Source organism: Streptomyces sp. NPDC044921 (assembly GCF_056432865.1).
In genome coordinates this window covers 37027-56255 of record NZ_JBWKIF010000027.1, presented here as the reverse complement: position 1 = coordinate 56255, position 19229 = coordinate 37027, and the positions used below count along the sequence as shown (strand labels likewise).

Below are 19229 nucleotides of genomic sequence, written 5' to 3'. Positions count from 1 at the left end.
GGCGCCCGGGCCCGGGGTCTCAGACCCAGACGCCGCGGTCCTCCATGACCTTCCGCAATGTGTCGATGTGATCGGTCATGATGCCATCCACGCCGAGGCCGAGAAGCCGGTGCATGCGTTCGGGGTCGTTGACCGTCCAGACGTGCACCTGGAGTCCGCGCGCGTGGGCGGCGCGCACGAAGCGGCGGTCGACGACCTGGATGCCCGACTGGACCTCCGGCACCTGCGCGGCGACGGCGGAGCGGCGCACCGCCGCCGGCAGACCCCAGGAGCGCAGCCGCAGACCGAGCACGCCCCGGGTGCCGTACGAGGTGGCCAGCCGCGGGCCGGCCAGCCGCTGGGCGCGCACCACCCGGGCCTCGGAGAACGAGCCGAGGCAGACCCGGTCCCAGGAGCCGGTGCGGCCGACGAAGTCCAGGAAGGGGAGCAGGGCGGCCTCCGCCTTGACGTCGACGTTCCAGCGCACGTCCGGGAAGGTCGCCAGGAGCTCCTCGAAGAGCGGCACCGGTTCGCGCCCCGCCACCCGGGCCTGCCGCACCTCCCGCCACGGCAGGTCGGCGATCCGGCCCGCGCCGTCGGTCACCCGGTCCAGCGTCGTGTCGTGGAAGGCGACGAGTGCGCCGTCCCGCGTGGTGTGCACGTCGGTCTCGATGTACCGGTAGCCGGCCTCGACGGCGGTGCGGAACTGCCGCACCGTGTTCTCCAGGCCGTCCGCGGCCCCGCCCCGGTGGGCGAAGGGGATCGGGCCGGGATGGTCGAGGTAGGGGTGGCGTATCCGCGGGGTCACGGACGCAGTATCGCTCCTTCCGGTTGACCGGTGGCAACGACCGTGCTGCCGGGGGATGCCACGGGGACGGCGAACACGCGCAGGAACAGCTGGGCGAGCGGGCCGATGGACAGCGCGTACAGCAGCGTGCCGACCCCGACGGTGCCGCCCAGGGCGAAGCCGGTCGCCACGACCGTGAGCTCGATCCCCGTGCGCACCAGGCGGATCGAGACGCCCGTGAGCTGGTGCAGCCCGGTCATCAGTCCGTCGCGCGGGCCCGGGCCGAAGCGCGCGGCGATGTAGAGGCCGGTCGCCGCGCCGTTCAGGAGGATTCCGGCGGCCATCAGGCTCACGCGCAGGGCCCAGCCGTGGGCGTCGGGGACCAGGGCCAGGGTCGCGTCCATCGCCATGCCGATCACCAGCACGTTGGAGACCGTGCCGAGGCCCGGCCGCTGGCGGAGCGGGATCCACGCCAGCAGCACGGCCGCGCCCACGATCGTCAGGACGACGCCGATGGACAGGCCCGTCCGCCCGGCGAGTCCCTGGTGCAGGACGTTCCACGGCTCCAGGCCGAGCCCCGACCGGACGAGCAGCGCGGAACTCGCGCCGTACAGCGTGAGACCGGCGTAGAGCTGGACGAGCCGCCGGGCGAGGTGTCCCCGCGTGGCCATGATGTGCCCCCCCGTGTGGTGGTAGTGGCCTGACGCATGACACCCTGTGGCTTGGATGGAGCTGCCATCCAGGGCCAATCCGGGGAAGGTGGACTGATTCCGATGGCGCAGTGGACCTCGGCCGTGGGGGCGGCACAGCTCGCCCGGCTGCTCAACTCCCAGCAGGACCGCCCGGCGGGACCCGGCACGCGGCGCCCTCCGGCCTACCGCGCGCTCGCCGACGGCATCCGCCTGCTGGTGCTCGAAGGGCGTGTCCCGGTGGCCGCCCGGCTGCCCGCCGAGCGGGAACTGGCCCTCTCCCTCTCCGTCAGCCGCACGACGGTCGCCGCAGCCTACGAGGCACTGCGCAGCGAGGGGTTCCTGGAGTCGCGGCGGGGCGCGGGCAGCTGGACCGCCGTACCCGCCGGGAACCCGCTGCCCGCGCGCGGACTGGAGCCACTGCCGCCGGAGGCCCTCGGCTCGATGATCGACCTCGGCTGCGCCGCGCTGCCCGCCCCCGAGCCCTGGCTCACCCGGGCCGTGCAGGGGGCGCTGGAGGAACTGCCGCCGTACGCGCACACGCACGGCGACTATCCCGCCGGGCTGCCCGCGCTGCGGGCGATGATCGCCGAGCGCTACACCGCGCGCGGCATCCCGACCATGCCCGAGCAGATCATGGTGACGACCGGGGCGATGGGCGCGATCGACGCGATCTGCCACCTCTTCGCCGGCCGCGGCGAGCGCATCGCCGTCGAGTCGCCCTCCTACGCCAACATCCTCCAGCTGATGCGGGAGGCCGGGGCCCGGCTGGTGCCCGTCGCGATGGCCGAGGGGCTCGCCGGGTGGGACATGGACCGCTGGCGGCAGGTCCTGCGGGACGCCGCGCCCCGGATCGCCTACGTCGTCGCCGACTTCCACAACCCGACGGGCGCGCTCGCCGACGAGGACCAGCGGCGGCGCCTGGTGGACGCGGCGCGGTCCGCGGGGACCGTGCTGATCGCCGACGAGACGATGAGCGAGCTGTGGCTCGATCCGCAGGTGGAGATGCCGCGGCCGGTGTGCGCCTTCGACCCGGCCGGATCGACCGTGATCACGGTGGGGTCGGCGAGCAAGGCGTTCTGGGCCGGCATGCGCATCGGATGGGTCCGGGCCGCACCGGACGTGATCCGCAGCCTGGTCGCGGCGCGGGCCTACGCCGATCTGGGTACGCCCGTGCTGGAGCAGCTGGCCGTGAACTGGCTGTTCGGCACGGGCGGCTGGGAGCAGGCCGTCGAGGTGCGCCGGGCGCAGGCCCGGTCGAACCGGGACGAGCTGGTGGCCGCCGTGCGCCGCGAGCTGCCCGGGTGGGAGTTCGAGGTGCCGCGGGGCGGGCTGACCCTGTGGGTGCGCACCGGAGGGCTGTCCGGCTCCCGGCTCGCGGAGGCGGGGGAGCGCGTGGGCGTGCGGGTGCCGTCCGGGCCGCGGTTCGGGGTGGACGGGGCGTTCGAGGGGTATGTGCGGCTGCCGTTCACCGTGGGCGGTGCGGTGGCCGAGGAGGCGGCGGCGCGGCTGGCCGCGGCCGCGGGACTGGTGGAGTCGGGCGGGGTGGGGGGCGCGGAGGCGCCGCGCACGTTCGTGGCGTAGGAGGGGCCGGCGGGAGAGGGAGGCCCGCCCCCCGGCATCGCCCGGCAGGACTAGCCGCGCTTCCCCTCAGTCGGCTTGGTCAAGACCGGGACCGGGTCCGGCAGGGGGTCCTTGGCGGGGACCGGCACCGGTTCCGGCTGTGGCTGTGGTTGTGGCTGCTGCGGTTGTGGGTGGGCCGGTGGCTGCGGCTCCGCGGTCACCGCCGGAGCCGCCGGACCGGGCTCCGCGGTCACCGCGGTGGGGACGGGCTCCGAGGTCACCGGGGCGGGGGCGGGGGCGTTCACCGCCGACGGGACCGGCTCGGCGTTCACCGCCGACGGGACCGGCTCGGCGATCACCGTCGACGGGACCGGCTCGGCGATCACCGTCGACGGGACCGGCTCGGCGACCACTACCGACGGGACGGGCTCCGGTCGTTGTTCCGTCGGTACCGGCTCCGGCTCTCCGGGCGATCCGTCCGGCTCCGGGACCGTCTCCCCGTCCGCCGGTGTCGTGCGCGGCGGGAGGAGGGCGAGGACCGCCTCGCGATGCGCCTCGGGGGCCGCGTCGTCGAAGGGGTTCGGCGTGGCCGGGACCTGGAGGCGGTGCACCGGGCCCGTGCCCAGCCGCGCGTACCCGCGACCGGGCGGGATCTCGTCGATCGGCGTGGTGTGCGGGGGCGCGCCCAGGACCGACTCCAGCTGGTCCGCCGTCGCCGGGCCGAGGACCACCCGCGCGCGGGTGCGCCGCCGCACCGGCTCGCCCAGGGCCTCGAAGCTGTCCAGCTGGTCGGCCACCACCACCGTCACGTTCGCCGGCCGGCCGTGGCGCAGGGGCACCTGGAGGAGGGACTGCGGGTCCTTGCGGTCGTCCGCCGCGGCCAGGTGGGTGAACGCGGTGGGCCGGTCCAGCAGGATCCACAGGGGCCGCTTGGTGTCCTCGGGCGCGGGGTGGCCCGCCTGGTGGGCGCGGTTGGCGGCGATGAGGCGGCGCTCCGTCTCGGTCGCGGCCCACTCCAGGCTGGCCGTCGCCCCGCTGAGGCCGCACTCGACGGCCAGCACGCCGTCCCGGCCGGTCAGGCAGGCGTACTCGCCGGTGCCGCCGCCGTCGACGATCACCACGTCGCCGTGCTGGAGGACCTGCAGCGCGATGGAGCGCAGCAGCGTCGAGACGCCACTGCCCGGCTGCCCCAGGACGAGCAGGTGCGGCTCCGTGGAGCGCAGGCCCGTGCGCCAGACGACCGGGGGCACGTCCCGCCGCTGCTCACCGAACCCGAGGGGGAGGGTGCGGCGGACCTGGGTCGGGTCGGTGAAGCCCAGGACCGTCTCGCCGGGAGCGGTGACGAAGCGCTGGGCGGTGATGCCGACGGGGAGGGGCAGCAGCACGCCGAGCGTCAACTGGTTGCCCTCCTCGTCCCACGCGAAGTGGTATTCGCGGCCGCGGCCCGACTTGGCCGCGAGGAGGTGCTCGATCCGCGCGCGGGCCTCGGCCTCGCCGTCGGTGAAGTACGCCGGGTAGCGCACCACCAGGTGGGAGATCCGGCCGCCGCCGTCGAACGCGTAGGTGGGGAAGGCCTGGTCCCACGCGCCGCCGTGCGCGTACAGCGGCTCGGGGTCCTCCGGGGTGGAGAAGTACGGCACGAGCGCCTCGTACAGCGACTTCAGGCGCTCGGCCTGCGCTTCGTCGGGCCCGTCGGGAGCCGCCGGCGTGCGGTCCCGGCCCTGCCAGGCCGCGGCCGCCATCAGGGTGATGGCGGCCAGCAGCGGCCCGTACGGCACCAGGGCCACCACGAGGATCACGGAGGCCACCAGGAACAGCAGCGCCCCCCGTTTCTCCTTCGGGGTCCCGGTCCATCTGCGCCGTCCGGCCGCTGCCAGCCGGCGCAGACCCCGCGCGATCGTGATCAGCGGGTGGAGGACGTCGGTGGCGCTGTCGGCGGCCGTCCGGGCCAGCTCCCGGCTCCGGGCGAGCTGGGCGCTGCCGTTGCTCAGAATGCGGGGGAGGGGGCGCCGGGCCACTGATGCCTCCAGTCGGTGCGTACGGGCGGGGTGCGTACGGGGAGTGGGGCCGTCAGAACTTGATGCCGCCGAGGAGGCTCGCCAGGCTCTCGCCGCCCGCCTTGATGCTCGGGGCGATGGCCGTGCTCGCCAGGTAGAAGCCGAAGAGCATCGCCACCACCGCGTGGGAGGCCTTCAGGCCGTCCTTGCGGAAGAAGATGAAGACGACGATGCCGAGCAGGACCACGCCTGAGATGGACAGGATCATTTGAGTTCTCCTGGTTCGCGGGGACAGTCACCATGAGTACTTCCAGGCTCACAGGATGTATCCATACGATAAAAGGTGCAACTGGGTGAAATTCGGACCATTTCCCCCGGGTGGCGGAGTGGTCCGTGATCCGGTCGAGCTCGGCTGTTGCGCCCGGCCACGTCTGTGGTGATCTTTACCTCGGGCACATCGGGTCATGTGCCGCGCGAGCCAGTACCCTGGCGATTCACTCGTACGGCTGCACCCGGCGCAGGCGTACGCACCCGACGTGACGTGAGTGGAGAGGCGGTCCGGCAGATGACCGAAGTCCCCGACCCCGAGGTCGTGGAGCTGGCGACCAAGATCTTCGATCTGGCCCGGCGGGGACAGACCGAGGCGCTCGTGGCGTACGTCGACGCGGGTGTCCCGGCCAATCTCACCAACGACCGCGGCGACTCGCTCGTGATGCTCGCCGCCTACCACGGCCACTCCGACGCGGTGCGCGCGCTGCTCGCCCGCGGCGCCGAGGCCGACCGGGTGAACGACCGGGGCCAGACCCCGCTCGCCGGGGCCGTCTTCAAGGGCGAGACGGACGTGATCAAGGCCCTCCTCGAAGGCGGGGCCGACCCGTCCGCCGGGACGCCCTCGGCCGTCGACACGGCCCGGATGTTCGGCCGGACCGAACTGCTCGAACTGTTCGGCGAGCACTAGGCCGGCCGGTCTGACCTGGAACGACACGAGAAACGGGGGAGGCGGAACGGGGCCGCCGAAATTTCGGTCGCGGCAGACGGAAGTGCCGAGTCATCATGACGACGTGGTTCACGGACGTGATGGTTGGGCAGGGTTTGCCGCACCGCGCGGGCCGTGACGCGGTCCGCGAGGGCCACCGACGAGAGGCAGAGGAAGATGGTCTACAGCAAGCAGGAAACGGCGGGCACTCCGACGTGTTGTCGCGCGGCCAGGTAGTGACACGTCCCCGGTTGCGTCGACGCTTGATGTGAGGCTGTTTCCCATGTTCGATCCGGTCATAGCGCCCAGCGGTACGCTGCTCGGCCTGCTCCAGCGGGGCCGCGGCGACGGCACACTGCACGCGCTCACCGCCCCGCGCCCCGAGGCGCTCGCGGCGCTGAACCACTGCGTGCTGCGCGATCCCCGCCACGACTGGCAGGTGGAGAACCGCTCCCTCTACTACGCCCGCCTCTACCTCGACCTGAACGGCGAGCTGGACGAGATCGAGGCCCACCTCTTCGACGCCGAGGACGTCCTCGACGCCGACGAGTCGCGCACCGGGCTCGCCCTCGCCGTCCTCGGACACCTCGCCTCCTACGGCAGGCGGGACGCCCTCGCCCTGCTGCGCAGGTACGCCGCCCACGGCACCAACTGGGCCTGGGCCCTCGACGAGCTGGCCCTGCGGGACGACGACGCGGGCCTGCGCGCGCTCGCCGCCCCCGTCCTCGCGCGGTTCCCGGCCGACCCGGAGGGCGAGGCCGAGCTGGCCGCCGCCGTCCGGGACGCCTTCGAGCCCCGGCCGTGGCGGCTGTGGGCCGAGGACCCCCGCGAATCCGTCGCCACGCGCGTGCGTGCCGCCCACGAAGCCGGCTGTTTCGACCGCTGGCAGCGCCAGATGCGCCCGGCCGGACCACGCCCCGGATGGAGCGTGCGGGCCGTCTTCGACTGGGCCCAGCAGGGCCTCGAACGCGGCGCCGCGCTCCACGTCCCGGCCGCCCGCTGCCTCACCGCGGTGGCGGGGCCCGAGGACCGGGCCGAGATCGTCCAGGCGGCGAAGGACGGCGGTGACGGTGCCCGGTGCACCGCCCTGCGCTACCTCGCCGACGCCGACGATCCCGACGCCCTCGACCTGATCGAGGGCGCCGTGACCAACGGCTCGACGGTCGTCGTGGACGCCGCCGTCGACGCATTCGAACGGATGCGCTCCCTCGCCGCCGTCGACCGGGCGCGCGGCTGGGCCCGGCGGCCCGACGCCCTCGGCGCCGCCGCCGGACGCGTCCTCGCCTGCCGGGGCGGCGCCAAGGACCGCGACCTGGTCCTCGCGGCCCTCCGGGAGGCCGTGCGGGGCGAAGGCCCCGACGCACCGACCCTGTGGACCCTCGTCGACGGCACCGGCCGGCTCGGCATCGCCTGCGCCGCGCCCGTCCTGCGCCACGTCTACCGCGAGACCGCCTCCTCCCACCTGCGCGGCCGGACCGCCCGCGCCCTCGCCGCCACCGACCCCTCCTTCGCCACCGGCTTCGCCGTCGAATGCCTGTGGGACTGCGAGGAGACCACCCGGGAACTCGCCGCCCGGCACGCCGAGACCGGTGACGCCCGCGTCGTCGAACGCCTGCGCCGGCTCGCCGCCGACCCCGCCGAGGAGGCCGAGGTCCAGACGGCCGTACGCAGCCGGATCGGCCCGGAGGGAACCGCCGTGTGACCCGCGGGAGAACCACCGTGTGACCCCCTCCGCGCGGAAATGCCAAGACCTCATCAGGCCATGGAGGTGAACGTCGGGTGACCCGCGGGTCAGGAGGGCATGGACACGGCCCGACCTGCGCGGGCGGGCATCGCAACGCTCATGGGACGTTCCTCGGCCGGAAAGATCGACGTTGACGCGGCCACGTCCAGCACGGCGACAACACCGGTATGCGTGTCGTCATCGTGACCGAATCCTTTCCCCCCGACGTGAACGGCGTGGCCCACTGCGCGCTCCAGACCGCCCGGCACCTCGTCGAGCGCGGTCACGCCCCCGTCGTCGTCGCCCCCGCCCCCGCCCCGGGGAACAAGCCGGACGCGTCCGCGCCGTGCCCCGTCGTCCACGTCCCCTCCCTCCCGCTCCCCGGCTACCCCCAGGTCCGCGTCGCCCTCCCCAGCCGCCGCCTGGCCGCCACCCTCATCGAGCACCGGGCCGATGTCGTCCACCTGGCCAGCCCCTTCGTCCTCGGGGTGCGCGGCATGGCCGCCGCCGCCCGGCTCGGCATCCCCGCCGTCGCCGTCTACCAGACCGACCTGGCCGGATACGCCCGCACCTACATGGGGGCCGGAGAGGCCGCGGCCTGGCGGCGCATCCGCTCCGTCCACGGTGCCGCCGACCTCACCCTCGCCCCCTCCAGCGCGGCCCTGCGCGACCTTCAGACCCACGGAGTGCCCCGGGTCCGGCTGTGGCCCCGCGGCGTCGACACCGAACGGTTCCGGCCCGACCGCCGCGACGAGGCCCTGCGCCGCGCCCTCGCCCCGAACGGTGAGCTGATCGTCGGATACGTCGGCCGGCTCGCCCCCGAGAAGCAGGTCGAGCTCCTCGCCGGTGCCTGCGGCCTGGACGGCGTACGGGTGGTGATCGTCGGCGACGGCCCCAGCCGGCCCTCCCTGGAGCAGGCGCTGCCCGGGGCCGTCTTCCTCGGTCGCCGCACCGGCGACGACCTGGCCCGGGTCTTCGCCTCGCTGGACCTCTTCGTGCACACGGGCCCCTTCGAGACCTTCTGCCAGACCGTCCAGGAGGCCATGGCCAGCGGGCTGCCCGTCGTGGCCCCCGCGGCCGGCGGACCGCTCGACCTGGTCGCCCACGGACAGACCGGAACGCTGGTGCCGCCGCGCGACGCGACCGCCGTACGGGACGCCGTGCGCGCCCTGGCCGCCGAGCCCGCGCTGCGCACCGCCTTCGGCGCCGCGGGACGCGCCACCGTCGAGGGCCGCACCTGGGCGGCCGTCGGCGACCGGCTGATCGGGCACTACGGTGACGTGCTCGCCGGGCGCCGGACGGCGGTGGCGGCGTGAACGCCCACAGCGCCGGCCGCGGGCTGCGGATCGTCCGGCTCGCCAACTTCGTCGCCCCCGCCTCCGGCGGGCTGCGCACCGCCCTGCGCGAACTGGGCAAGGGCTTCAGGGCGGCGGGGCACGAGCCCGTCCTCGTGGTCCCCGGCGAGCGGACGAGCGACCGGGAGACCGAGCAGGGCCGGGTGATCACGCTTCCGGGGCCGCTGCTGCCCGGCACCGGCGGCTACCGCGTCCTGGCCGACAGGCGGCGGGTGGCCCGGCTGCTGGAGGACCTCGCGCCAGACCGGCTGGAGGTGTCCGACCGCACGACCCTGCGGTGGACCGGCAAGTGGGCGCGGCGGGCCCGGATCCCGGCCGTGATGGTCTCCCATGAGACCGCCGACGGCGTCCTGCGCACCTGGGGTCTGCCCGAGGGGGCCGCCCGGCGCGCCGCCGACGCCCTCAACGTCCGTACGGCGCACACGTACGCGCGCGTGGTGTGCACCACCGAGTTCGCCGAGCGGGAGTTCGTGCGGATCGGGGCGCGCAACGTCGTCCGGGCCCCGCTCGGCGTCGACCTGGCGCAGCGGCACCCGGCCCTGCGCGACGCGGCGCTGCGGGCACGGCACGCGCGCGAGGACGAGACGCTGCTGGTGATGTGCTCGCGGCTGTCCGTGGAGAAGCGGCCCGGCACGGCGCTGGACACCCTGGCGGCGCTGCGGCGGCGCGGCCGCCGGGCGGTGCTGGTGGTGGCCGGGGACGGGCCGCTGCGAACGCGGCTGGAACAGCGGGCGCGCGTCAGCGGCCTGCCGGTCACCTTCCTCGGGCACGTCGCCGACCGGGCCCTGCTCGGCGCGCTGCAGGCGTCCGCCGACGTGGCCCTGGCACCCGGGCCCGCCGAGACCTTCGGGCTCGCCGCGCTGGAGGCCATGGCCTGCGGCACGCCCGTGGTGTCGAGCGCGTCGTCGGCGCTGCCCGAGGTGACCGGCTCCGCCGGGGCCGTCGCCGCGGACCACGGGGAGGCCTTCGCGGACGCCGTGGACCTGCTGCTGGAACGCCTGGAGCCGGACCGCCGCGAGGCGGCACGCGCGCGTGCGGAGTGCTTCGGCTGGAACGCGGCGGTCGACGCGTTCCTCGCCGCCCACGACGCGGCCGTCCCCGCGCGGCCGTTCGCGCCCGGGGGCGTGGCATGAGACCCGCGCCGGACGGGCGGGCCCCGCGCTGTGACGGCCCGCGATGTGACGGGCCGGGCTGTGACGGGCCGGGCTGTGACGGCCCCCGATGCGACGGGTTCTGTCGGCGCGATGGTTCCTGGCGGCGAGGCGGGCCTGTGAGGGACGGTTCCACTCGACGCGGCGGGCCTTCGACGGACGGTTCCTGCCGGCGTGGCGGGCCTGTGAGGGACGGTTTCTCCCGGAGCGGCGGGCCCTTGAGGTTCGTGGCCCTCGGGGACTCCCTGACCGAGGGGGTGGGGGACCCGGTGGGCGACGGGTGGCGCGGCTGGGCCGCGCTCCTCGCCGCCGGGCTGCGGACGGAACCCGTCCGCTTCACCAACCTCGCGGTGAGCGGGGCGCAGACCCGGGACGTGCTGGAACGGCAGCTGCCCGCCGCCCTCCAGGCGCGGCCCGACCTCGTGTCCGTCGTCGTCGGCGTCAACGACACCCTGCGCTGCACCTTCGACATCCGGGCCGTGGCGGCCCGGCTCGACCAGGTGTACGCGGCCTGCGCCGGGCAGGGCGCGGTCCTGCTCACCGCCTGCCTGCCCGACCCGGGCGCCATGCTCGGACTGCCGGGGGCGCTGGCGCACCCACTGGCGCGACGGCAACGGGCCGTGAACACGGTGGTCCACGCCCTGTCCGAGCGGTACCGGGCGCTGCACCTGCACGCCTGCGAGGGCGACTGGACCACCGACCGGGCCCTGTGGAGCGTGGACCGGCTGCACCCGGGCGAGCGGGGACACCGCCGACTGGCCCTGCGCTTCCACACGCTGCTCGCCGGGCAGGGCCTCGCCACCGGGCCCGCGCCGTCGCCCGAGCCGGAGTCCCCCGGCCCGACGGCGTCGGCGAGCCTGTGGTGGCTGGCCACGGCCGGTACCGGCTGGGTGGCCCGCCGGTGCACCGATCTGCTGCCCCAGCTGCTGACCCTGGCCGCCGACGAACTCCGGCACCGCGCCCGGGGCACCAGCGCCCGCCTCGACCTGCGGGCCTCGGCGGCCGTGTCCGCGGCCCTGGCGGCGCTGCCGGTGGGGGAGCGGACGGAGGTGGCCTGAGCCGGCTGGTCCGGTCGGGGCTGCGTGTCCGTACCCCGAGGGGCGCGGGAAGTACGCGAACCACCCCCACCACTCCGCAGACGGCACACGACCGAGACCTGCCCCGGGGCGCGGCTGCCGGATCCGGCCCCGCCCGGCGCCCTCGGTACCGGCCCCGGGGACCCGACCTAGCGGCGGCGTACGGCCACGAACCGCACGGGCGTGCCGGGTACCGCCTGGGCGGCGGCCGGGAGGTCGGCGGGGCGGACGACGGCGATCACCGGGTAGCCGCCGGTCGTCGGATGGTCGGCCAGGAACACCACCGGCCGGCCGTCCGGCGGGACCTGGACGGCGCCCAGCACCATGCCCTCGCTGGGCAGTTCACCGGGACGGGCCCGCTCCAGGGCGGGCCCGTCCATGCGCAGGCCGATGCGGTTGCTCGCGGGGGAGACCCGGTAGGCCCGGGAGACGAGGGTCCGTACGGCCTCCGGCGTGAACCAGTCCGCGCGGGGCCCCGGTGTCACCCGCAGGACCAGTTCGGACGGTGGTGCCGGCTGCGGGGCGACGTCCACGCGCGCGTGGACGCCCGTGGGCCGGCCGAGCGGCAGCACCGTGCCGTCCGTGAGGGGGACCGGGCCGAGGCCGGACAGCAGGTCGGTCGAGCGGCTGCCGAGCACCGGCTCGACGGCGACGCCTCCCGAGACGCCCACGTAGGCGCGTACGCCCGCGAGGGCCGGACCGACGTCCAGCAGCGCGCCGCCGGGCACCCGCACCGGCGCGGCCCAGGCGACGGGTCGTCCGTCCACCGTGACCCGGCAGGGCGCGCCCGCCACCGCCACCGTGACGTCCGAACGGGGCCGGACGGCACAGCCGTCGAGGGTCGTCTCCAGCACGGCCGCCCCGGGCGGATTGCCGGTCAGCCGGTTGACGAGTTCCGCCGCGGGCCCGTCCAGCGCCCCGGAGCGGGGCACGCCCAGGTGCGCGTGCCCGGGGCGCCCCCGGTCCTGCACGGTGGTGAGGGCCCCGGCGCGTACGACGGCGAGCGCGCGGTCCGTCATGACCCCGCCCCGGGGACGAACCGCACGCGCGCGCCCGGCGACAGCAGCGCGGCCGGCACGCGCGCGTGGTCCCACAGCACGGCGTCCGTGGAGCCGATCAGCTGCCAGCCGCCCGGCGACGAGCGCGGGTAGACGCCCGTGTACGGGCCCGCCAGCGCGACCGACCCGGCCGGGACGGAGGTGCGCGGGGTGGCACGGCGCGGGACGTCGTAGCGGGGCGGCAGGCCGGTGAGGTAGCCGAAGCCGGGTGCGAAGCCGCAGAAGGCGACCCGGAACTCGGTGCCCGCGTGGATACGGGCGATTTCCGGCTCCGGCACGCCCCAGTGCGCGGCGACGTCGGCCAGGTCCGGGCCGTCGTAGCGCACGGGGATCTCGATCACGTCGCCCGTCGGCGGGGGAGCGGGCGGGACGTCGGCCGCGGTCAGTTCCGCGGCCACCCGGCCCGGTGCGTCGAGGCCGTCGAGGAGGACCGTGCGGGCCGCCGGGACGATCTCGCGCGCGTGCAGCGAGCCCTCCGCGCGGCGCCGCAGCAGCTCGGCGTGCAGGGCCTGGGCCTCCTCGCCCGAGGAGACCTCCACGAGCAGGGCGTCCTCGCCGACGGGCAGCACCTTCATGCGAAGGCCTCCACCCGGACCCCGGAGGACTCCAGCCGCTCCCGGACCCGGCGGGCCAGGTCCACCGCGCCGGGCGTGTCGCCGTGCAGGCACAGCGACCGCGCACGCACCGCGATGCGCGCCCCGGACGCGGACAGGACCTCGCCGGAGGCCGCCAGGCCCACGGACCGTTCGACGACGGCGTCCGGATCGGTGATCACGGCGCCCTCCCGGGAGCGGGGCACGAGGGTGCCCGCGTCGGTGTAGGCACGGTCGGCGAACGCCTCCGTGACCACCGGCAGCCCCGCCTTCCCGGCCAGTTCCAGCAGGCGCGAGCCGGGCAGGCCCAGGACGGGCAGCGCGGCGTCCGCCAGGAGCACGCCCTCGACGACCGCCGCGGCCTGCTCCTCGTCGTGCACGACCCGGTTGTAGAGCGCGCCGTGGGGTTTGACGTAGGCCACGCCGGAACCGGCCGCGCGTGCGAACACCTCCAGGGCGCCGATCTGGTAGGCGACCTCGGCCGCCAGCTCCGCGGGCGGCACGTCCATGGCCCGCCGCCCGAACCCGGCCAGGTCCCGGTAGGACACCTGGGCGCCGATGCGCACTCCGCGCTCGGCCGCGAGCGCGCACACCCGGCGCATGGTGACCGCGTCCCCGGCGTGGAAACCGCAGGCCACGTTGGCGCTGGTGACGACGGACAGCAGGCGTTCGTCGTCGGTGAGCCGCCAGCGGCCGAAGCCCTCGCCGAGGTCGGCGTTCAGGTCGATGCAGGCCATGAATCCAGTGTCTCCTGTCAGGCCACGCGGTACTGCTCGTCGCGGGCGTCGGTGAGGAACATCTGCCCGGGGGCGTGGGTGAGCGCGAACGGCGGACGGGAGGCCATGACGGCCGCCTGCGGGGTCACCCCGCAGGCCCAGAACACCGGGATGTCGTCCGGCTCGGCCTCCACCGGGTCGCCGAAGTCGGGGCGGCCGAGGTCGTCGATGCCCAGCGCCGAGGGATCGCCGCAGTGCACCGGGCTGCCGTGCACCGCCGGCAGCAGACTGCTCTCCCGGATCGCCGCCGACAGGTGCCGGGGCGGCACCGGCCGCATCGACACCACCAGGGGCCCGTGCAGCCGGCCCGCCGGGCGGCACTGCCGGCCCGTCACGTACATCGGGACGTTGCGGCCCTGCTCGACGTGGCGGATCGGCACGCCCGCCTCGCCCAGCGCCCACTCGAAGGTGAAGCTGCACCCGATGAGGAACGACACCAAATCGTCCCGCCAGTACGCGCGGACGTCGGCCGGCTCGTCCACCAGCTCGCCGTCCCGCCAGACCCGGTAGCGCGGCAGATCCGTGCGCAGATCGGCGCCCTCGGCGAGCACGGTCGTCCAGGACCCGGCGTCCGTGACGTCGAGGACCGGGCACGGCTTGGGGTTGCGCTGGCAGAACAGCAGCATGTCGTAGGCCCAGTCGGCGGGCACCGAGATCAGGTTGACCTGGGTGTGGCCGGCCGCGACCCCGGCGGTGGGGCCGGTGAGGCCGTCGCGGAAGCGGGCCCGGGCCGTTTCCGGGCGCCACGCGCGCGCTTGCTCGTCGAGAAGGACCACCGGACGGTCCTCGGTGCTCGTGCGGTTCACGTGAGCTCCTTTCCGCGCGTCTCGGGCAGCCCGAGCAGCGCCAGTGCCGCGATGCCGTAGCCGATCGCGCCGAAGACCAGCGCGCCGCCCACGCCCCAGCTGTCCGCCAGGAAACCGACCGTCGTCGGGAACACGGCACCCACCGCGCGCCCGGTGTTGTACGTGAAACCCTGCCCGGTGCCGCGCACCGCCGTCGGGTACAGCTCGCTCAGGTACGAACCGAAGCCGCTGAAGATCGCCGACATGCAGAACCCGAGCGGGAAACCGAGCACCAGCAGCAGGGTGTTGGCGCCGCTCGGGATGTTCGCGTACGCCAGGATGCAGATCGCCGACAGCAGCGCGAAGAGCCAGATGTTGCGCCGCCGGCCCAGCTTGTCGGTGAGGTAACCACCCGTCAGGTAGCCGACGAAGGCACCCGAGATGAGGAACGTCAGATAGCCGCCGGTGCCGACCACCGACAGGTCGCGCTCGGACTTCAGGTACGTCGGCACCCAGGTGGCCAGCGTGTAGTAGCCGCCCTGGACACCCGTCGACAGCAGGCCGGCGAAGACCGTGACCCGCAGCAGGCCGGGCTGGAAGATGGCCTTGAAGGAGCCCTTCTGCGCGCTCTGTTCGCGCGCCGCGGTGGCCTCGGGCGCGTCGTGCACACTGCGCCGCAGCCAGATGACGAGCAGCGCGGGCAGCGCCCCGGTCCAGAACATGATGCGCCAGGCCAGGCCGTCGTCGACCAGCGAGAAGACGACCGTGTAGACGATCGCGGCGAGGCCCCAGCCCACCGCCCAGGAACTCTGGATCACGCCGAGGGTGCGGCCCCGGTGCTTGGCGCTCGCGTACTCGGCGACCAGGATCGCGCCGACCGCCCACTCGCCGCCGAAGCCGAGGCCCTGGAGGGCGCGGAAGACCAGCAGTGTCTCGTAGTTGGGCGCGAAACCGCAGGCGACGGTGAAGACCGCGTACGTGATCACGGTGATCATCAGGGCCTTGACCCGGCCGATGCGGTCCGCGAGGACGCCCGCGAGGGCGCCGCCGACCGCGGAGACCACCAGGGTGACCGTCGTGAAGAGGCCCGTCTGGCCGCTGTTCAGGCCGAAGTAGGCCGACAGCGCCACCATGCTGAGCGGCAGCGTGAAGTAGTCGTAGGAGTCCAGGGCATAGCCGCCGAAGGCGCCGGCGAACGCGCGGCGGCCACGCGGGCCCAGGGCCCGCAGCCAGCCGAACGCCCCGCCGTCGGAGGCGTTCCCAGCGGGCGCGGAGCGCGGGTCGTCGGTCAGGGCCTGCGGTGGAGGGGTCGTGCTCATGGGCACCTCGCAGAGGGAGGACGGAGGGTGCTGGGGCGTGAGCCGGTGCCGTGCGGAAGCCGTCGGCGCCGCGGTGAGGGACGGCGGCGCTGTGTGTAGCACCGTAGAGGATTGTTCAACGATCCCTCAATACCCATGTTGGTTCGTTCTTGGGATCTGCGATTGAATTCCGGCATGGCAGAGCAGCTGAAGGATCTCGCCGACGACCGGGCCCTCCTGGGACGCACCAGCACCGCGGAACGGGTCTCGGACATCCTCCGCAGCCGCATCGCCGAGGGGTACTTCCCGCCCGGGACGCGGCTGTCGGAGGACAGCATCGGCGGCGCGCTCGGGGTCTCCCGCAACACGCTGCGCGAGGCGTTCCGGCTGCTCACCCACGAGCGCCTGCTCGTCCACGAACTGAACCGGGGCGTCTTCGTCCGCGTCCTGACCGTCGAGGACGTCGAGGACATCTACCGCACCCGGCGGCTGGTCGAGTGCGCCGTCGTGAGGGGTCTGGGGCAGCCGCCCTACGGTCTCGACGGGCTGGCCGCCGCCGTGGAGGAGGGGCGGCGGGCGGCCCGCGAGGGTGACTGGAAAGGAGTGGGTACGGCGAACATCCACTTCCACCGGGAACTGGTCGCGCTGGCCGCGAGCGAGCGCACCGACGAGCTGATGCGCAGCGTCTTCGCCGAACTGCGCCTCGCCTTCCACGTGGTGGACGAGCCGCAACGGCTGCACGAACCCTACATCGCGCGGAATGCCGCGATTCTCCAGGCCCTTCAGGCCGGAGACCGCGCACAGGCGGAGCAGTTGCTCGCCGGGTACCTGGACGACTCGCTGGAGAGGGCCGTCGAGGTGTACCGCCGTCGCGTCGGCGAGGACGGCTGAGAACCGGGCGGCGGAAGAGGCGCACCGCGTCGTTTGGGCCGATGTCAGACCCAGGACCTAGTCTGTGCACCGTGACTTCGCCTGCATCGACGGACAGCGTTCCGCCCCAGCTCAGCGCGGGGCCGCGCCCCGCGCCGGGGCCGGCCGCCGACGAGGGCCTGGCGCGCCGCCTGCGCGCGCTCGCCTGCACCGCGCCGCTGCACGACCTCGATGCGCGCAAGGCCAACCTCGCCGGCGAGTACTCGGTGTACGGCATGGCGGAGGTCGCCCTCGCCGCCATCGACCTCGTCACACTGAACATGGACTTCGACACGGGCGCGGACCACGACCAGATCGTCGCCCGCCTCATCCCGCGCATCGCCGCCCAGGCCCCGCAGCGCCCCGCCGCCGAGCACGAGCGGGTGGCCCGCTGGGTCCTGGAGAATTTGATCAACGTCGGCAGCGTCGACCGCGGCTTCCGCGCGGTGTACGGCACGTTCGGCGCGGACGGCACCTATGTGCGCCGCGACTACGACTTCAAGCTGATCGAGGAGGTCCCCGGCCCGGGCGGCACGGTGTACCTGCGGACCACGGACGAGGCGGTCAACGTCCTCGTGGGCGCCCTCGACACGGACGTCACCAGCGCGCAGATCGCCGCCGAGGTGAAGCTCGAGGTGCTGATCAGCCGCGGCCGGCTCGCCGACGCCCAGCTCGCGGCCGAGCAGGCCCGCTACCGGACCGTGCAGTACTCCGAAACCCTGCGCAGGGCCCTGGACGCCACCCGGCGCAACGTCCGCGCGGTCGACTGGCTCAGCGCGGTCCCCGACATGATCGCCGAGGCCCTGGAGCACGTGGCCGACCGCTACCGGCACGAGAACGCGATCCTCACGAACATCCGCAAGGCTCGCGACGAGTCCGAGGACCCGGAGCACAAGCGCCGCGCCGCCGAGCTGGTCGACATCGTCAAGGACTGCATCCGGCGGCACACCCAGCTGCAGTCCCGGCTGCTGGAGGCCGGGCCGCTGTTCCGCGCCGAGCAGGACCGGCAGGCCTTCGCGACGCCGACGGCCACCTCGGGGATAGACCTTTACGGGCACCTCGTCTCGCCCGTCCTGCCCCTGCCGCTGGAGCGGGCCGTGCGGGTCACGGACGCGTTCTTCGGCCGGGGCACCGGGCTGCGCACGCCCGTGTCCGTCCGGGTCGCCGACCTCGTCGACATACTGCTCACGCCGCCCGTCGAGCGGGAGCACCTCGGCGCCGAGATGCCCGAGCCGGACCTCATCGCCACGCCGGACGACAGCCGGTTCAGCGAGGAGCAGATGGCGGCGGCGCGGGAGCTGCTCGACCTGCCCGCGGACGCGCCGCGACGCCTGTCGGGACTGCTGGCTGAGGCCAGACGGCGGGACCCCGAGCTGCCCTACCTGGTCGCGTTGCTGGCGGTGCACGCCGCGAGTCCGCCCGTCGGCACGGCGTACCGGCAGGGGGAGCAGAAGCTGCTGTTCGCCGTGGACGACGGTGTGGAGCTCGACGACCCGGAGTTCGGCGGGGCCGACCTGATCGTCGGCACCGCGCTGCTGGACGCGGCGGGAATGGCGGCGGACCGGAGCGAAGCGGCATGAGCCGGACGGAAGCAGCATGAGTCAGTACGAGTGGCACAAGGAGTCCCGACCGTGAGCGAGCACGTCGAGTGGAGTGAGCCGGACGGGACGGTCCCCGCGGCCACCGCCGCCGTCACTCCCGCCGACGCCGCCGACGCGGCCCGGCTCGTGTCCTTCGGGCTGCAGCCCAAACTGCAGCCCGCCCGCGACCAGGAGTACGCGGACCTGCTGCGGCGCTACCGCGACGACCCGCCGTTCGCACGGCTCGCCGACGCCGTGGCGACCGGCCTCGGCCTGATCGTGCTGGAGGTGTCCCCGCGCGCGGGCATGGCCGTGACCGCCGCCGAGGACTCGGTGTTCGCCGTCCGCATGGGCGACTACGCGCGTCGTACGTCCGCCGACGGCGGCGACCGCTTCCTGCACGGACTGGCCCATCTCGCCGTCGCCGCCATGGCGTTCCCGCGCCCCGAGGACCTCGCCGACGACGGCTACATCGGCCGCGTCACGGTCAACGGCGTGGACGCCTTCGTGCGCCAGGCCTGCCGCCGCCTGGAGGAGCGCGCCGTCGAGCAGGGCGAGAACACCGACCCGGTCACCGACGCGCCCGGCCTGGAGGCCGCCTGGCGGATCTGGGTGCGGCGCAGCGCGACCGGCGCCACCAAGGACGCCCGCCGGCTCGCCGGTTCCACCACCGGCATCGTCGCCAAGGCCGTCGCCTTCCTCACCGACTCCGGCTTCCTCCAGCGCACCGGCGACGACAACGGCGGCACGTACCGCACCACCGCCCGCTACCAGCTCCAGGTCCGTGACATGGCCGGCAGCGCCGCCCTGGCCGAGCTGCTGGAACTGGGCGTCGTCCCGGTCACCGACGGCACGCCGACGCTGCTGCCCCCGGAGGAGAGCGACGACCTGGACCTGGTCGCCGACGCCGGGCTGCCGTTCCACTCCTCCTGAA

Annotated in this window: 18 protein-coding genes; 9 read left to right on the top strand and 9 right to left on the bottom strand. The window is 74.7% G+C overall.

The window, feature by feature from the left end; genetic code table 11:
- Positions 1-19 precede the first annotated feature (19 nt).
- Both AC07DA_RS31855 and yczE read right to left on the bottom strand, forming a co-directional pair.
- Positions 20-787 carry a glycerophosphodiester phosphodiesterase family protein gene (locus tag AC07DA_RS31855; protein ID WP_479131694.1) on the bottom strand — a complete coding sequence of 256 codons (768 nt, stop codon included), beginning with the start codon at positions 785-787 and terminating at the stop codon, positions 20-22.
- Positions 784-1437: a membrane protein YczE gene (yczE, locus tag AC07DA_RS31850; RefSeq protein ID WP_479131693.1), complete on the bottom strand. Its 654-nt coding sequence runs from the start codon at positions 1435-1437 to the stop codon at positions 784-786. Before yczE ends, AC07DA_RS31855 begins: the two co-directional genes overlap by 4 nt.
- Before the next feature lie 102 nt (positions 1438-1539).
- Here yczE and AC07DA_RS31845 point away from each other — a divergent pair, with 102 nt between their 5' ends.
- Positions 1540-3039, top strand: coding sequence for an SCO1417 family PLP biosynthesis transcription factor (locus tag AC07DA_RS31845; protein ID WP_479131692.1), 1500 nt, complete (start codon positions 1540-1542; stop codon positions 3037-3039).
- Positions 3040-3089: 50 nt separating this feature from the next.
- Here AC07DA_RS31845 and AC07DA_RS31840 read toward each other — a convergent pair whose 3' ends face one another.
- A complete protein-coding gene (locus AC07DA_RS31840; RefSeq protein WP_479131691.1) occupies positions 3090-5036 on the bottom strand; it encodes a hypothetical protein in 1947 nt (648 codons plus the stop codon).
- A gap of 52 nt (positions 5037-5088) precedes the next feature.
- Positions 5089-5283: a hypothetical protein gene (locus tag AC07DA_RS31835; RefSeq protein ID WP_030843336.1), complete on the bottom strand. Its 195-nt coding sequence runs from the start codon at positions 5281-5283 to the stop codon at positions 5089-5091.
- A gap of 297 nt (positions 5284-5580) precedes the next feature.
- Between AC07DA_RS31835 and AC07DA_RS31830 the strand changes: the two genes are divergently transcribed.
- The 5 genes from AC07DA_RS31830 (at position 5581) to AC07DA_RS31810 (ending at position 11278) form a co-directional block, all read left to right on the top strand.
- On the top strand, positions 5581-5973 hold the full coding sequence (locus AC07DA_RS31830) for an ankyrin repeat domain-containing protein (RefSeq protein ID WP_094056373.1): 393 nt from the start codon (positions 5581-5583) through the stop codon (positions 5971-5973).
- A gap of 301 nt (positions 5974-6274) precedes the next feature.
- A complete protein-coding gene (locus tag AC07DA_RS31825) occupies positions 6275-7693 on the top strand; it encodes a HEAT repeat domain-containing protein (RefSeq protein ID WP_479131690.1) in 1419 nt (472 codons plus the stop codon).
- A gap of 209 nt (positions 7694-7902) precedes the next feature.
- Positions 7903-9030 carry a glycosyltransferase family 4 protein gene (locus AC07DA_RS31820; protein WP_479131689.1) on the top strand — a complete coding sequence of 376 codons (1128 nt, stop codon included), beginning with the start codon at positions 7903-7905 and terminating at the stop codon, positions 9028-9030.
- The gene (locus tag AC07DA_RS31815; RefSeq protein WP_479131688.1) at positions 9027-10202 is read left to right on the top strand and encodes a glycosyltransferase; all 1176 of its coding nucleotides are present in this window, start codon (positions 9027-9029) and stop codon (positions 10200-10202) included. The genes AC07DA_RS31820 and AC07DA_RS31815 overlap by 4 nt, the downstream gene beginning before the upstream one ends.
- Before the next feature lie 236 nt (positions 10203-10438).
- Positions 10439-11278, top strand: coding sequence for an SGNH/GDSL hydrolase family protein (locus AC07DA_RS31810; protein WP_479131687.1), 840 nt, complete (start codon positions 10439-10441; stop codon positions 11276-11278).
- 167 nt (positions 11279-11445) lie between these two features.
- Here the strand turns inward: AC07DA_RS31810 and AC07DA_RS31805 are convergent, their stop codons facing one another.
- From AC07DA_RS31805 to AC07DA_RS31785, 5 genes are read right to left on the bottom strand one after another with little or no spacing between them, the layout of a single operon-like run.
- A complete protein-coding gene (locus tag AC07DA_RS31805; RefSeq protein WP_479131686.1) occupies positions 11446-12315 on the bottom strand; it encodes a 5-oxoprolinase subunit C family protein in 870 nt (289 codons plus the stop codon).
- Entirely contained in the window at positions 12312-12929 is a 618-nt protein-coding gene (locus AC07DA_RS31800; RefSeq protein WP_479131685.1) for a 5-oxoprolinase subunit B family protein, read from the bottom strand. The genes AC07DA_RS31805 and AC07DA_RS31800 overlap by 4 nt, the downstream gene beginning before the upstream one ends.
- Positions 12926-13684 (bottom strand): LamB/YcsF family protein, encoded by a 759-nt coding sequence (locus tag AC07DA_RS31795; protein ID WP_479131684.1) that lies wholly within the window; start codon positions 13682-13684, stop codon positions 12926-12928. The genes AC07DA_RS31800 and AC07DA_RS31795 overlap by 4 nt, the downstream gene beginning before the upstream one ends.
- A 17-nt stretch (positions 13685-13701) precedes the next feature.
- Positions 13702-14529 carry a putative hydro-lyase gene (locus AC07DA_RS31790; RefSeq protein WP_479131683.1) on the bottom strand — a complete coding sequence of 276 codons (828 nt, stop codon included), beginning with the start codon at positions 14527-14529 and terminating at the stop codon, positions 13702-13704.
- On the bottom strand, positions 14526-15827 hold the full coding sequence (locus tag AC07DA_RS31785; RefSeq protein WP_479131682.1) for an MFS transporter: 1302 nt from the start codon (positions 15825-15827) through the stop codon (positions 14526-14528). The genes AC07DA_RS31790 and AC07DA_RS31785 overlap by 4 nt, the downstream gene beginning before the upstream one ends.
- 174 nt (positions 15828-16001) lie before the next feature.
- Here AC07DA_RS31785 and AC07DA_RS31780 point away from each other — a divergent pair, with 174 nt between their 5' ends.
- From AC07DA_RS31780 to AC07DA_RS31770, 3 genes are all read left to right on the top strand, one after another.
- The gene (locus tag AC07DA_RS31780) at positions 16002-16697 is read left to right on the top strand and encodes a GntR family transcriptional regulator (protein WP_479131681.1); all 696 of its coding nucleotides are present in this window, start codon (positions 16002-16004) and stop codon (positions 16695-16697) included.
- 71 nt (positions 16698-16768) lie between these two features.
- Positions 16769-18295, top strand: a complete 1527-nt coding sequence (locus AC07DA_RS31775) for a hypothetical protein (RefSeq protein WP_479131680.1) — start codon at positions 16769-16771, stop codon at positions 18293-18295.
- Positions 18296-18346: 51 nt separating this feature from the next.
- The gene (locus AC07DA_RS31770) at positions 18347-19228 is read left to right on the top strand and encodes a hypothetical protein (RefSeq protein WP_479131679.1); all 882 of its coding nucleotides are present in this window, start codon (positions 18347-18349) and stop codon (positions 19226-19228) included.
- The last annotated feature ends 1 nt before the right edge of the window (position 19229 follow it).

Bases quoted from the DNA above. Each gene is read 5' to 3' on its own strand.
- AC07DA_RS31795 (WP_479131684.1), bottom strand. From the start codon at position 13,684: ATGGCCTGCATCGACCTGAACGCCGACCTCGGCGAGGGCTTCGGCCGC.
- AC07DA_RS31820 (WP_479131689.1), top strand. From the start codon at position 7,903: ATGCGTGTCGTCATCGTGACCGAATCCTTTCCCCCCGACGTGAACGGC.
- AC07DA_RS31835 (WP_030843336.1), bottom strand. From the start codon at position 5,283: ATGATCCTGTCCATCTCAGGCGTGGTCCTGCTCGGCATCGTCGTCTTC.
- AC07DA_RS31805 (WP_479131686.1), bottom strand. From the start codon at position 12,315: ATGACGGACCGCGCGCTCGCCGTCGTACGCGCCGGGGCCCTCACCACC.
- AC07DA_RS31830 (WP_094056373.1), top strand. From the start codon at position 5,581: ATGACCGAAGTCCCCGACCCCGAGGTCGTGGAGCTGGCGACCAAGATC.
- AC07DA_RS31780 (WP_479131681.1), top strand. From the start codon at position 16,002: ATGGCAGAGCAGCTGAAGGATCTCGCCGACGACCGGGCCCTCCTGGGA.
- AC07DA_RS31785 (WP_479131682.1), bottom strand. From the start codon at position 15,827: ATGAGCACGACCCCTCCACCGCAGGCCCTGACCGACGACCCGCGCTCC.
- yczE (WP_479131693.1), bottom strand. From the start codon at position 1,437: ATGGCCACGCGGGGACACCTCGCCCGGCGGCTCGTCCAGCTCTACGCC.
- AC07DA_RS31800 (WP_479131685.1), bottom strand. From the start codon at position 12,929: ATGAAGGTGCTGCCCGTCGGCGAGGACGCCCTGCTCGTGGAGGTCTCC.
- AC07DA_RS31845 (WP_479131692.1), top strand. From the start codon at position 1,540: ATGGCGCAGTGGACCTCGGCCGTGGGGGCGGCACAGCTCGCCCGGCTG.
- AC07DA_RS31825 (WP_479131690.1), top strand. From the start codon at position 6,275: ATGTTCGATCCGGTCATAGCGCCCAGCGGTACGCTGCTCGGCCTGCTC.